The 13615-nt window shown below is 38.0% G+C and carries 12 protein-coding genes; 4 read left to right on the forward strand and 8 right to left on the reverse strand.

Annotated features, from left to right (window positions below; genetic code table 11):
• Positions 1–52: 52 nt before the first annotated feature.
• Genes JL102_RS15180 through hisS form a run of 3 tightly spaced genes read right to left on the reverse strand, consistent with a single transcriptional unit; the run spans position 53 to position 4801 of the window.
• The gene (locus JL102_RS15180; RefSeq protein WP_202245280.1) at positions 53–1936 is read right to left on the reverse strand and encodes a T9SS type B sorting domain-containing protein; all 1884 of its coding nucleotides are present in this window, start codon (positions 1934–1936) and stop codon (positions 53–55) included.
• Between the two features lie 2 nt (positions 1937–1938).
• Positions 1939–3432, reverse strand: a complete 1494-nt coding sequence (hutH, locus tag JL102_RS15185; protein ID WP_202245281.1) for a histidine ammonia-lyase — start codon at positions 3430–3432, stop codon at positions 1939–1941.
• Entirely contained in the window at positions 3425–4801 is a 1377-nt protein-coding gene (gene hisS / locus JL102_RS15190) for a histidine--tRNA ligase (protein ID WP_202245282.1), read from the reverse strand. The genes hutH and hisS overlap by 8 nt, the downstream gene beginning before the upstream one ends.
• A 142-nt stretch (positions 4802–4943) precedes the next feature.
• Between hisS and JL102_RS15195 the strand changes: the two genes are divergently transcribed.
• The gene (locus JL102_RS15195; RefSeq protein ID WP_202245283.1) at positions 4944–5138 is read left to right on the forward strand and encodes a hypothetical protein; all 195 of its coding nucleotides are present in this window, start codon (positions 4944–4946) and stop codon (positions 5136–5138) included.
• A 58-nt stretch (positions 5139–5196) separates the two neighbouring features.
• Here the strand turns inward: JL102_RS15195 and JL102_RS15200 are convergent, their stop codons facing one another.
• A complete protein-coding gene (locus tag JL102_RS15200) occupies positions 5197–5706 on the reverse strand; it encodes a metallophosphoesterase family protein (protein WP_202245284.1) in 510 nt (169 codons plus the stop codon).
• 217 nt (positions 5707–5923) lie between these two features.
• Between JL102_RS15200 and JL102_RS15205 the strand changes: the two genes are divergently transcribed.
• Positions 5924–6481: a thioredoxin family protein gene (locus tag JL102_RS15205; protein ID WP_202245285.1), complete on the forward strand. Its 558-nt coding sequence runs from the start codon at positions 5924–5926 to the stop codon at positions 6479–6481.
• A gap of 54 nt (positions 6482–6535) precedes the next feature.
• Positions 6536–7237, forward strand: coding sequence for an SGNH/GDSL hydrolase family protein (locus JL102_RS15210; RefSeq protein WP_202245286.1), 702 nt, complete (start codon positions 6536–6538; stop codon positions 7235–7237).
• Between the two features lie 8 nt (positions 7238–7245).
• On the opposite strand, the gene JL102_RS15215 is transcribed toward JL102_RS15210, so the two are convergent.
• The 4 genes from JL102_RS15215 to JL102_RS24135 form a co-directional block, all read right to left on the reverse strand.
• Positions 7246–8112, reverse strand: a complete 867-nt coding sequence (locus JL102_RS15215; RefSeq protein ID WP_237390610.1) for a DMT family transporter — start codon at positions 8110–8112, stop codon at positions 7246–7248.
• Positions 8109–9044, reverse strand: a complete 936-nt coding sequence (locus JL102_RS15220; protein ID WP_202245287.1) for an endonuclease/exonuclease/phosphatase family protein — start codon at positions 9042–9044, stop codon at positions 8109–8111. The genes JL102_RS15215 and JL102_RS15220 overlap by 4 nt, the downstream gene beginning before the upstream one ends.
• An 82-nt stretch (positions 9045–9126) precedes the next feature.
• Positions 9127–9504, reverse strand: coding sequence for a VOC family protein (locus JL102_RS15225; protein WP_202245288.1), 378 nt, complete (start codon positions 9502–9504; stop codon positions 9127–9129).
• Positions 9505–10001: 497 nt separating this feature from the next.
• Positions 10002–10112 (reverse strand): hypothetical protein, encoded by a 111-nt coding sequence (locus JL102_RS24135; RefSeq protein ID WP_394369245.1) that lies wholly within the window; start codon positions 10110–10112, stop codon positions 10002–10004.
• 174 nt (positions 10113–10286) lie between these two features.
• Between JL102_RS24135 and JL102_RS15230 the strand changes: the two genes are divergently transcribed.
• Positions 10287–13535 (forward strand): leucine-rich repeat domain-containing protein, encoded by a 3249-nt coding sequence (locus JL102_RS15230; RefSeq protein ID WP_202245289.1) that lies wholly within the window; start codon positions 10287–10289, stop codon positions 13533–13535.
• Positions 13536–13615: the final 80 nt, after the last annotated feature.

Genomic DNA, 13615 nt, shown 5'->3' on the forward strand with positions numbered 1-13615 from the left:
AAATGTACTGGTTATGAAGAATAACCAAGCATTAATGCATTTTTGGTGAAAATTACCTTCTTAGCAGCATGATAGTGCCTGTTTTTTTGATGTTTCGTCCGGCCATGTCGGTCATTTCTGCAACTAAGGCGTAGGTACCCAAAGGTAGTATTTTGCCATTATAGGTGCCATCCCAAGATTCTTCCATGTTATCCGTAGCGAAAATGAGCTCCCCCCAGCGGTTGTATATCATAAGAGAAAAGCTGGTGATATATTTCCCATGAATCCTGAAAGTATCATTATTGCCATTTTGATCTGGCGTGAAGGCATTAGGGAAGTAAATGTTGTTGGGTTTAATAAGGGTGACGGGGTTTGAAATGCTGTTTTCAAAGCTGTCATTGGGTCTGGCAATGACGCGATAAATAACTACCTGTTCAGAGTCATCAGTTTCTACATTATCATAAGTAGTAGCCATTCCAACGTCTGTAGTAGTGCTGCTACCATCCAAATAGGTTTTTTCAATAAGGTAAGAGGAAACACCATTTGCATAGCCATTATACTCATTCCAGCTAAGGTGGGCGGTGTTTTCTCTATCAAAATACCCTGAAATAAAGATGGAGCAGACGCCGTTGGTATTGTTAGGGCTGCTATTGCCACAGTTATCCGTAATGCCTAAGCGGTAGCAATAATTACCTTCTTCGGTATTAAGGTTTTGGTCTGCGTAAGAGGGTGTAGTACTGCTGCCTATTGGTTCATAAGCATTATTTTCGCCTCTTAATATAGTATATTGGTTCGTTCCTGCTGTGCCTGACCATTTGAGCATGATGCTTTGACCTTCAACAATAGTGGCGATATTAGAGGGGATTTCGGGAGGGGTGTTGCTAAAAGCGGTACCACATACACTGGCCGATCTGCTGGTATGGCCTCCGTTGTAATGAGCCACTAGCTGATAGCAATATTCAGTGCCACAGCTAATGTTAGTGTCTGAGTAAGATCGGTCATTTGCATCTATAGGTTGGCTGAGTTTATCACTTCTCTCTAGGGTGAAATTTACCTCTGGTGATTTGGCCGTCCAGCTGAGCTTGTTGACATCGCTTTCTGTAGAAAGGCTCAAAATAGAAGTGCATATTTCATTAGATGCAGTTGTATAAATCATGTCGCATGGGTTGTATGCCCTGAGCATAAAGCAATATACATTATCTTTCAGTCGAAGGCCCGTGGTGGCGGTTTGATTGTCAATATTGAAAAATCTTTTACCATATTTTTGCCAGGTACCTTGATTGTTTGGTTTTATGTATAGTTGATATAACACATTTTCAGGCAGGTTATAATTGAACTCTACATGGGTTTCATCTATTACTTCTAAGCTTGTTATAGCACCAGCCGGTAAGGTGGTTACTGGGGTGATTACTTGAGTGCCAGAAGTACAATTATCAAAACCATCGTCATTAATACCTCTAACACTTACTGTTCTTACGCTGCTGTTCGCATAAGAGTGCGTGGCCCTGGGCGATGATGCATCTACTGTGACTTCAGGGCTACCATCGCCATAGTTGATAATGTAATTATCAAACCTGGTGTCAGTTACACTTACCTGAATAGTGTTATTGTTGCATTTGAAAATATCGAAAGTGGGAGGGGTGGGATCTGAAACTTCGATGGCTACAGAATCTTGTCCTGAGGTGAAAAATATCTTTAATGAATAAACTCCTGGTTGGGTATAGGTGTGGGAAGTAAGGTTTGTTCCATTAACGTCTCCATAAGTGTATTCATAAAAAATGGCATCATTACAGCTTGCGCAAGACTCTAAGAACCTAACACTAACTGTGAATGGAGAACATCCTTTTATCTCATTAACTTCAAACTTGCCAAAAACAGATTTATACTGCGCATGGCTTTCTATATTTACTAAAGTTATAAAAAATAAGAGTAAAATATAGTGAAAGGATCGATTCAAATTTATACAATTACTTCTTTTAAAAATTCTTCAGCTTTGGCCATGTCTTCATAAAGAACGCGGTCATCTTCAATAAACGGAACTTTCTGTCTGAAATTGTTCAGAAGGTCTTCCAGATAATCGGATGTTTTTAACGGTCTTCTAAATTCCATAGCCTGTGCTGCTGTTATTAATTCAATGGCCAATATACGATATAAGTTGTTTACCACCTTAAATGTTTTCGTTGCAGCGTTGGCCCCCATGCTTACATGGTCTTCCTGGCCGTTAGATGACACGATGGAGTCAGTAGAAGAAGGGGTGCAATATTGCTTATTTTGACTCACTATAGAGGCAGCAGTATACTGAGGTATCATTAAACCGGAATTAATACCAGGGTTCGCTACCAGATAATTAGGTAGATCTCTTGAACCTGAAATGAGTTGGAAAGTGCGCCTTTCTGAAATGCTGCCCAGTTCTGACAAGGCCATGCTCAGGAAGTCTAGCGGCAAGGCTAATGGCTGACCATGAAAATTACCTGCAGAGATGATTTCATCAGAATCAGGAAATACGTTAGGATTATCAGTAACGCCATTGATTTCTGTTAGGAATATGTCTTTTACATAAAATATGGCGTCAGCACTGGCGCCATGTACTTGTGGTATACATCTAAAAGAATAGGGATCTTGCACATGTTTTTTGGCCTGAAGTATTATTTCGCTGCCTTCCAATAATTCTCTGAATATTTGGGCAACTAAAATTTGTCCTTTTTGAGGTCTTATCTGATGCACTTTAGCGCTGAAAGGCTCTATTCGGCCATCGAACGCATCTAATGAGATAGCTCCTATGATATTGGCTAGTTCAAAGAGTCTTTCAGAATGCATGAGACACCAAATGCCAAAAGCACTCATTAGCTGAGTGCCATTGAGTAGAGCCAAGCCTTCTTTGGCTTTAAATGTAATGGGGGAGAAGCCTAGTTTCTGGTTAATAGCCGCTCCTGAAAGTCTTTCTCCTTTGTATATAACCTCTCCTAAGCCGATAAGAGGTAGGGAGAGGTGTGCCAGAGGTGCCAAGTCACCACTAGCCCCTAAAGAGCCCATTTCATAAACTACCGGGCATATATCATGATTAAAGAAGTCTATTAAACGCTTCACTGTGATCAGTTGAACCCCAGAATGCCCATATGCCAATGACTGCACCTTGAGTAGCAACATGAGCTTTACTATTTCAGGATTTACTTCTGCCCCTGTGCCGCAAGCATGAGATTTCACAAGATTTTCCTGCAGTCGGCTTAGCTCTTCTTTGGGGATATGCTTATTGTATAAAGAGCCAAAGCCAGTGTTAATACCATAAACCGGATCAGATGACGATTTTATCTTTTCATCCAGGTAGTTTCTGCATTTTGTGATTTTCTGCTCTGCTTCAGGTGAAAGGGCTAAAGAGTATCCTTCTGAGATAATCTCCTGAATACTCTCCAGCGAAAGGGGTTCATCTGAAATATAATGGACTTTGTTATTCATTATGCCCAGTGATTTTATCTATAATAGCATCTAAAGCAAGTTGATCTTGCTGGCCGCTAGCCATGCTCTTCAGGGTAAGATTGCCTGAAGCCATTTCATCTGAACCTATTACTATAGTGTAAGCTATATTTTTTTTATCAGCATAGGTAAATTGCTTTTTAGGCTTAGCTTTATCTGGGTATATCTCTGATTTAATACCCGCTTTCCTCAATTGATTAAGTACAGATAAACCATACTTTTTAGTCTCTTCATCGAAGTGAACGATTAAAGCTTCTGTAGAAGTAGTGGCATCAGTAGGGAAAAGGTTAAGTTCTTCCAATACATCATAAATACGATCTACGCCAAAAGAGAAGCCTACGCCTGAAAGCCCCTTTAAACCAAATACTCCGGTAAGATCATCATAACGACCACCTCCGCTTACACTGCCGATGCTTACATTGTTAACCTTCACCTCAAAAATAGATCCGGTGTAGTAGCTCAGCCCTCTGGCTAGAGAAACATCGAAATCAATGTGGTTATTATCTAACTCAAATGATTTTAAAGTTTCTAATATTTCCTCAAGATCATTAAGGCCTTTTTTACCGCTTTCAGAGTCTTTAAATATATCTTTTAATTTGGCTATTTTCTCTTCAATACTGCCAGAAAGCTCCAGAATAGGTACGGATTTTTGAGCAGCCTCAGCGGAGATGCCTCTATCTTCCATTTCTTTTAGTACCTTTTCCAGGCCGATTTTGTCTAGTTTATCGATGGCCACACAGAATTCACTTTCTTTTCCTTCCGCCCCGATGGCTTCGGTGATACCTTTTAATATCTGTCGGTGGTTTATTTTTATATTATAATCGGTAATGCCCAGCTGAGCAAAAACCTCATTGATCATTAAAATAATCTCTGACTCACAGATCAGTGATTCTGTTCCTACCACATCAGCATCGCACTGATAGAATTCTCTATATCGACCTCTTTGAGGTTTGTCTGCTCTCCAAACAGGCTGTATTTGATATCTTTTGAAAGGTAAAGCCAAATCATGCTGATTCATAACCACGTAGCGCGCAAAGGGTACGGTAAGGTCATATCTAAGGCCTTTTTCTGAAATCTTTGGAAGTAGTGATTTACTGCCTCCTGAAATTTCTTCTTCAGAGGCTTTAGAAAGGTAGTCTCCTGAGTTAAGTACTTTAAATAATAGCTGATCTCCTTCATCTCCGTACTTGCCTGTGAGTACAGAAAGATTTTCCATAGTAGGAGTTTCTAAAGGCATAAAACCATACTTTTCAAATACAGTTTTTATAGCTTTGAATATAAAATTTCTTTTGGCCATCTGCTGTGGTCCAAAATCTCTTGTTCCTTTGGGTATAGTAGGCTTTTGACTCATGAGGGCAAAACTACGAAAAAGCATTTAATTGAGGCGTAGTATTTGAATTGGAGGTAATTTGAAATTATTTTATCAAGTATGTTTTATATTCTAATCTATTCTTCTAACTTTGCAACCTCTTTTGACAAAAATATATTCGGAAATGGCAGTTACCAGACTTAAAAGAAAAGCAAAAAGAAATAAAGTAAAGTCTAAAGTTAGACAAGAGACTATTCAAAGACTTAACACAAAGCCTGTAATCAAGAGTGTAGATGTAGAGCAGATAAAAGAAGAGTTTGCTAAAGGTTCTAAAACTGCTAAGGCTAAGAAAGAAGCTAAAGCTGAAAAAGAAGACTAATCTTTATTTAAAATATCAAAAAGAGGCCATCTCATACTAGAGATGGCTTTTTTTGTGTTTAAGATTGTTGGATCTTCCCTTTTTTGCCAAGCTCTATTACCTGCATATTCTTTACGGCTTTCTCTTCAATATCAAACCTCATAATGGTTTTTACTTGATGGAAGCCATGTATTCCGGCTGCTCCGGGGTTGATAAAGATTAAGTTGTTTAGCTTAGGGTCTCGCATTACCTTTAATATGTGTGAATGTCCGCATATAAACATATCAGGTGGATCTTGTTGTAGTAGTGGTCGCATGGTAGGATTATATCTGGGCGGATAACCTCCTATGTGAGTCATCCAAATGTTAAGCCCTTCACATTCAAATCTTTGGTGTTCCGGACAGGAAGCTCTAATGATTTTGTCGTCAATGTTTCCATACACGGCTCTTACAGGTTTAAATTCCTGAAGTGGTTCTAACACGCCGCTGCCAATGTCTCCTGCATGCCATATTTCATCGCATTCTGCAAAATGCTCAAAAACCTTAGGATCAAGATGGGTATGGGTGTCAGAAATTAGTCCTATTCTCATAAGTGGTCTGTTCAATAATATCTAATGGAGGTCTATAAACCGATTCAAATAGACTTTTGGTGTAAAGCTAAAGCCAAATAAGGTAAAGGTTGTAGGTTAGTATTCTTTAGGTGTAAACAATTTTCCTTATTCTTGTGTAGATATCAAAGCTTGGAAGGAAAGGAATGATAGCTTTTTTTTATAATGCCGTTTAAAATAACACTTAAAAATAAAATTAATGTCACTTACACCATCAAATATGCTTCCTTTAGGAACGTCTGCTCCTAATTTCAATCTAATAGATGTGGTTTCAGAACGTATGATTACTTTAGATGATGTGAAATCTGAAGTGGCTACTGTGGTTATGTTCATTTGCAATCACTGCCCTTACGTTAAGCATATACAATCTGAGTTGGTGAAGATTGCTGAAGATTATATTCCAGAAGGCATTTCATTTGTGGCCATCAGCTCTAATGATGTAGAGAACTATCCGGAAGATTCTCCTGAGTTAATGAAGACACTCGCAAGGCAGTGGGGGTACCCTTTTCCTTATTTGTATGATGAAACACAGGCTGTAGCAAAGGCCTATGATGCTGCTTGTACTCCTGATTTTTATGTTTTTGACGGTTCTTTGGAGCTGGTATATAGAGGGCAGCTGGATGATAGCAGGCCTGGAAATGAAAAGGAGCTTACGGGTAAAGATTTGAGAAATACCTTAGATGATATTATCAAGGGAAATCCTGTTTCTGAAGAGCAGTGGCCTAGCCAAGGGTGTAATATTAAGTGGAAGAAGTAAAAGCTAAAAAGTGAGTTAGTACGTAGGTATTACAAAAAGTAAATGCGTACTACTATGTTTTTAGGTATAATCCTTCTAACTTTTATTGCTTGCACTAGTGATAATGACATGACTTTTACAGCATCAAATCCAGCAGGAGATACTTTAAATCAATCCCTTACCTTTTTGGCTTTGGGAGACTCTTATACTATTGGTGAGAGTGTATCAGAAGCTCAAAGATGGCCGGTGCAGTTGGTAAATGCGATAAATGCAAAAGGTTTTCATCATTCCTTCGAGCAGCCTAATGTTGTGGCTCGTACTGGCTGGACCACTCAAGAATTGCAAGAGGGAATAGCCGCTCATAACCTAAATAAAGATTATGACCTGGTTTCTTTATTAATAGGTGTCAATAATCAATATAGAGGGCAAAGTGTATCTACCTATCAGGCTGAGTTCAGAACTTTATTGCAGCAGGCTATAGGGTTTGCAGGTGGACGTATAGATCATGTGATCGTTTTATCTATTCCTGATTATGGGTATACACCGTTTGGGGCCAATAAAAAGGAAGAGATATCAAAGGCTATTGATGATTATAATGCTGTGAATGAAAAAATAACGGATGAGTTAGGAGTTAGGTATTATGACATAACTCCTATTTCCCGCACAGATGATCCTCATATGGTGGCAGGCGACGGCTTACACCCTTCTGGAAAGCAGTATGAAGCTTGGGTGGAGCTGATTTTAACTGATTTCCGTCTTCAAAAGTGGTTTGAATAGCCTTTTATTTAGCTGGTTTTCTTGGTTCTAGTACTTTCTATAATCACGGTAGTAAGGATTAAAGCTCCTCCGATTATGGTGGTGCTTTGTGGGACTTCATTAAGAAAAAGAAAGCCTAATAGTATTCCATAAATGGGCTGGGTTCCACTAATAATGCTTACTGTAGTAACTGAAAATTTCTTTAAGCTAGAAACAAAAAGTGTATGACCTATGGCGGTGGTAATCAGAGCTAAAGCTACTGTAGCTTTCCATTCTGTTTGTATGGTGGTGATGTCGTAAAAAAAGAAAACGGGCCACAGTACACACGCTATTATGATAATCTGATATAGCATAAGGGTAGTGCCTGCATAGCGTTCTACTTTTTTCTTTAAAAGCAGGTTTCTTAAGGTGTAAAATATGGAAGAGGCTACTCCGAATATTATACCAAGTGTTGTGTCGTTTTCAAGATTAAATTCTGGCGCTAAAAAGTATATTCCTATTAATACCAGTAGGGCTAATAAAATGTGAGTAAGTTCAAATTTTGTTTTTAATATGATGGGTTCTAAAAACGCCGTGATTACCGGATAAGTAAAAAGTGATAACATGCCAATAGCTACGTTAGAAAGCTTTAAGGCATAGAAATAGGTGAGCCAGTGTGCTCCCATAAGCAGACTGGCAATAATTAATGACCAGCCGTCATGAGCCCAGTTGATTTTAATATTTACCTTTTTCCATTTACAAAAAGTATAAAGAAAAGCGGCTCCTAGTATACATCGCCACCAAATGGTAGCAGCTGGAGTCATATCTATATACCTGCCTAATGCACCGGATGTGCTCATGATGATCATGGTTACATTGAGCATTAGTAGATTTTGTAAATGTGTTTTTTCTTTCAAAGCGAGGAAATTAATAAATCTATAGTAATAGGGTAATGGTCTGAGCCTACATCAGGCCCAACACTTCTGTTGATAGTAATTATATCATCTGAAGTAAGGCAATGATCTAAAGGAATGCTAAATGGCCAGCCCCATGTGGGCCAAGTGGGTTGTATGCCGAAGCCAGCACGTGTATCTTTTAGATGTCCTTGCTCCAATAAATTATCAAAATGATAGCAGTAAGGAGTTAGATTTAAATCGCCAATGACGATTAGATTTTTAAGTTTGGCGCCTAGAGCGCCTATTTCATTTAGCTGCTTACTTCTTATAGTATATTTGGAGGATGAGATGGGTGGTGGAGGGTGAGTGGCCAAGAGGTAAACTTCTTCATTGTTGATTAAAAAAGAGCAGAGCAGGGAGGGAATTCCTGCTTGATTCAGGGTTAAGGTCTTGGTAGAGTTTAGCTTAGTCTTTGAAAATATGGCAATACCAAAGTTGTCTATGCGCGGAACAGCGTACTGAAAACTATAATCTTTTAAGGTGTTTTTTAAGCCTTGTTGCCAATGTTCCTGAAACTCTTCCATTACCAGTATATCAGGCTTTACCTTGTTAATGTAGCTCTCTACTTGGGTGTAGTTATGATTGCTCGAAAGTAGATTAATGCTGGTTACTCTAAGGTTTCCGAGGTTAATGTTGTCGTAAGATGAAGCAGAGTAGGAAGGCAGGATGGCTAGTAGATTGGGGATAAAAAACACCATACATATAAGTGCTAATATCCGCTTTTTGATTAATGTCAATCCTATTATTGCAATCAAAAGACTGAATGTGTATTGTAACTTAAAGCTTGTGAAGAGTTCGAAAAACCAATGGAAGCGTCCTAAAAAGCCTAGGGTAGTAGCTATAATTAACATTACAGCGCCCCATTGCAATACGAAGCGTAATATTTTTTTCATGGAGGCGTAAATTTCTTTTCAAAGAAAAGAATTAAAAGGCTTTTTAAGAAAATTTCGGGTAATAGCTTTTCTTAATATTTTATTATCGGATAGGAGAGGTGACCCACCATGTATTTCCAAAAGGATCTTGAATGCCACAAGTACGGCCATACTTTTGATTCGACAGTGGCATAACGGAGCTGGCTCCCAGATTCATAGCTTTTTTAAAAGTAATGTCGGCATCTTTAACCCAAATAAACATACCAGCATTTTCAGTTTTGAAATTTTCTGTGCTGTTAGCATACATGATAGTACTGTCTCCAATGGTTATTTCGGCATGCATAATTACGTCGCTACTCTCTCGCATTATTTCTACCTTTTCTTTTGCGTTAAAAACTTCTATCATAAATGCCTTAAAAGCTGCTGCATCTTTCACTATGAGGTAAGGCATTACCGTATTGTAACCTTCAGGAATTTTCATAGTTAAAATAATTTATTCAGAGTAGATCTGTTTGTGAAATACTATTTTTTCGTTTGTGAATAAATATAATGAAATAGAGGCTAAGAAGGTTTAATTAAAAGGTTAATTGATGAGGTGGTAAGGAAATGATTGTTTTTTAATAATAGGGAGTGGTATTAGTTTATGCCTGTCCTAAATGAAATCTGAGGTTTGAATTATCTTCACAGCTCCTTTACTACTACGGAAAATAGTGCAATTAAATGCAGATAAGCAAAGACTGATCACCAAAGCATATAAAGTAAACGGGAACTTTTATCTTCAGCTTTGTCCTGTGTTGGTCAGCTTGCTGTCCTAAAGTTTTTAGCGAGCTGTAGTGTAGATGCCCGAATAAATCAGTATCTCTGAATGGGGTCTGATAGCTGATACTTGATTTAGAAGGTCCTGTCTGATAATCAGGCGATTAAGGTTTTTCGTGGCTGACCGTAATCCATGGGATATATCCTGAATTGATGTGTTTTTCACAAAATGATAGAATAGGATAAAACCAGATGTGTCCAGCTATTGAAACCTTTACATCTTTTATCTGTCTGCTTCTCCCTTATCAGAGCATTAAATAAATCATAATCTATTTTTGTATTATTTAACTAAAAAGTGTTACATTGCTCATGATAGGTTCCTTTTTTCTCTAGCCTTAAGCTTAATGTTTAAGGATAAGCAAAGACTTCGTTTTTATTTATTTTGGCCGAGATTGAACCCAACTCGAGTAATTCGGGTTTGATTTATCCTTTTTACAATCATTTTTTATGATCAAGAGAATTTTTATAGCCCTTGTTGTGCTTGGCTTAGGCATGATGCAGCCAGTTAAAGCTACTGATGCATCTCATTTACTGTCATCAGAAGGATATATCCCAGTAGACCCTAAAGATTCAACTGTGTTGGCCAATTTTCAAGAAGCATTAACACAGATAGGTTGGCCTACGTTTTATGACATTAATTCTCCAGCCAGATCATGGGCCGCAGTCACATGGTCCTCCATTCAGGATGGTGGTTATGCCACCTCATTTAGCCTTAATGGCAATAATTCCGCATTCAAAACGGACAGTTTAACAGATTTAATAATAGGATTAAAAGAATTAGATCATTTGCAGAGTTTGGACATAGGAGAAATTGGATTGAGATATATAACTCCTCAGATATCAGTTTTAACTCAGCTTAGAAGTTTAAGTTTTGGATTTAATGAATTGGAAGAGCTGCCAGTTGAAATATCCGCACTTAAAGAATTGGAAGAATTATTTCTTAATTCCAATCAATTTTCAGATATCCCAGATTTATCAGCGCTTCCTAAATTGAAAATTCTTAATATGAACAGAAACCCTTTAACAGGTGACTACAATATTCCTACAATTGAATCTTTAGAATATTTGGGACTTCAATTATGCAAGTTAACAAGATTGCCGGAGAGTATAAGCCAGGTGCCGAATTTGATCGAATTAGTGCTATCCTACAATTACAATCTGCGGGTTTTCCCAGAAAGCATCAGTCAGCTATCAAAGCTTGAAGTTTTAAGGTTAAACGAGGGGGCCTTAGAAGAGCTCCCTTCAGGGGTGGATGGTTTGACTTCACTTAGGTTTTTTGATATTTCATATAATAAACTCAAAAATCTGCCGGCCTCACTCAGCTCGCTCAACTCATTAGAAGTTATTCGTTTTCAATCTAATGAAATTGAGTCCTTTCCATTAAGCATTGCAGGGCTGCCTAATTTAAAGGAAATCAACGGTAGTAGAAATAAGATGACTGGGGGCATTCCTTCAGAATTGTTTACAAGATCAGATTTAAGAGTTGATCTATCCTTTAATATGCTTTCAGGGGTTATTTCCACCTCAGCCGATAAGCCCATGCCCACCCTCTTTTTTATAAACAATAACTCATTTACTCTCAAGGATATCAACCCAATTTATCAAAGATTAAAAAACAGTAACACCAACTTTAAGTTCAATCCACAAAATTTGGTTGGGGAAAAAGAGAAAGTTATACCTGATGCAGGCTCAGAGCTGACTCTTTCAATTAGTGGCTATACTCCATTGGGTGGTGCAGATGTAAAGTGGTATAAAACTCCAAGGTTGATCTATAACGGAGCTCCTACTTTTGTGGGGAGTGTTCTTCCCTTACTGATAGATAGCTTTAATCCATTGCAGGATAAAGGCATTTATTATGCAGTAATTACACACCCTAGTCTTTCAGGTTTACAGTTAGAAAGTGAGCGAATTCGCGTTGTAGGAGATAATGAAGCTCCCAAAATTCAGGTAGATAATTTAATTGTATTCAGAAACGACTCTGTACCAGAATTTACTTTTTCCGTAAGCGATGATTTTACTTTTCTTGAAGATTTGATTGTTAGTATATCAGACTCTCCCTATTTGGAGTTTGAAGTAACTTCCGAAGACCCTGTAATTAGAAAAAGAAAAATTATACTCAATGATCCCAATTGGGTGGGAGTAGATACAGTCACTTTTACGGTTACTGATGAGGAGGGTGCATACACGCAAGAAGATGTAATTATTAAAGTGGCTGATTCTGAAAACAGCGCCCCAATCATTAAAGAAATATCACCAATCTATCTAAAGTTTGATGGATCTTTTGATAACGGATCTGAGGGGCCTTGCTCTATGACATATGTATACAGCTCTACCACTTTTCTAAGCCCATTTGTCGCGGACGATTTTGATATTATAGATAACTTATATTTTTCATTAGATCCTTCAGATAGTGCTGAGTTTGCTAATAATGATAACTTCTATATAGATATAAGTCAGTTTGGCTCTAATAAACAATTGAATGTACTAGTTTTTGCCTGCGAAGATACCACCTTGAATAGAACTATCAATATGGTGGTGAAAGACAAGGATGGGGCAAAAAGTACAGCTCCAGTAACATTAATCTATGATTCAGCAGGTCCTAATATGCCTCCGGTGGTAAAAACAATCTCTGAACAAAGGATGGTTAAAGGGGCTCCAAGGTTTGCCGATTTGGATCTATCAGACTATGTGAAAGATGACTATCTGAATGTTACTGATCTAAAGTTTGAATTAGGAAGTGTTAGTAGTTTCAATATAGAATTTATAGAGCGGGCAGGTAGCACTTACTTAAGGGCTCAGCCAGAGTTTCCAGATAGTAGTTACACTCAGAAAGTTGATTTTTATGTGTTTGAATCTACTAACCAGAGCAGTTATGCATCATTTAGTATCACTTTTGCGGTTATAGAAACTGGGTTTATTATTTCTGGTTTAGCAATAGATGAGAATAATATACCATTGTCAGCAGTAGAAATTCAAGGTTTTACTGAAGATGTATTTACCGACGCTGATGGCAAGTATTCTGTAGAAGTGATACCAGGTTGGTCAGGCACCCTGACGCCTATGTTAGCTGATTATACTTTCAGTCCAGAGCAGATTGTTTTTGAAAATATACAGGCAGATTCTACTCTTAAAGATTTTATCGGAACGTATGTGGGTGAATATATGATTTCTGGTACTATAAGCTTTGCCTCTAATGAGGTAGGTGTTGAGGGAGTTGTTTTAGATGGACTTATTAATGAAGATGTTATTACTGATCAGAATGGGTATTACGAGTTTTCTGTTCCCAAAGGTTGGTCCGGCACTATTACTCCAATGTTATCAGGGTATACTTTTACACCAAGTTCCATGACTTATAAGGAGGTGAATGAAAATTGGAATTTCCAGAGTTATATTGCGGAGGAAGTTACCGGTGTTGATGACATTGATGTAACTCCATTCTCATTCTTGCCGAATCCGGCATCTAAGTCGGTGTCCATCTATTTCAAAAGGGAAAGTATTTCTTCAGGCTCGGCTCTATTTTACATTTATGATCTTGAAGGCAGAGAGTTGAAAAAGTTTGAATTGTCTCCTGAAACGGAATTTTTGATTTGGGATGGTTCTTTGGATTGTGGAAACAGGGTTGATTCAGGTATGTATGTTGGAGAGTTATATAATGGGGACGAGGTCTTTCAATTGAAATTGCTGTGGATTTACTAATTTAGTTGAATAATAGACACAGAAATGCCAAAAAAAGAATGTCCTTCCTGCGCCATGGAAATAGATGCAAAAAGTAAAAA

It is taken from the genome of Fulvivirga sediminis (assembly GCF_016757215.1).
GTDB lineage: Bacteria > Bacteroidota > Bacteroidia > Cytophagales > Cyclobacteriaceae > Fulvivirga > Fulvivirga sediminis.

What these genes read in the sequence shown, in the direction of transcription:
- hutH (WP_202245281.1), bottom strand. Translation starts at nt 3,432, where the DNA reads ATGAATAACAAAGTCCATTATATTTCAGATGAACCCCTTTCGCTGGAG.
- hisS (WP_202245282.1), bottom strand. Translation starts at nt 4,801, where the DNA reads ATGAGTCAAAAGCCTACTATACCCAAAGGAACAAGAGATTTTGGACCA.
- JL102_RS15195 (WP_202245283.1), top strand. Translation starts at nt 4,944, where the DNA reads ATGGCAGTTACCAGACTTAAAAGAAAAGCAAAAAGAAATAAAGTAAAG.
- JL102_RS15200 (WP_202245284.1), bottom strand. Translation starts at nt 5,706, where the DNA reads ATGAGAATAGGACTAATTTCTGACACCCATACCCATCTTGATCCTAAG.
- JL102_RS15205 (WP_202245285.1), top strand. Translation starts at nt 5,924, where the DNA reads ATGTCACTTACACCATCAAATATGCTTCCTTTAGGAACGTCTGCTCCT.
- JL102_RS15210 (WP_202245286.1), top strand. Translation starts at nt 6,536, where the DNA reads ATGTTTTTAGGTATAATCCTTCTAACTTTTATTGCTTGCACTAGTGAT.
- JL102_RS15220 (WP_202245287.1), bottom strand. Translation starts at nt 9,044, where the DNA reads ATGAAAAAAATATTACGCTTCGTATTGCAATGGGGCGCTGTAATGTTA.
- JL102_RS15225 (WP_202245288.1), bottom strand. Translation starts at nt 9,504, where the DNA reads ATGAAAATTCCTGAAGGTTACAATACGGTAATGCCTTACCTCATAGTG.
- JL102_RS15230 (WP_202245289.1), top strand. Translation starts at nt 10,287, where the DNA reads ATGATCAAGAGAATTTTTATAGCCCTTGTTGTGCTTGGCTTAGGCATG.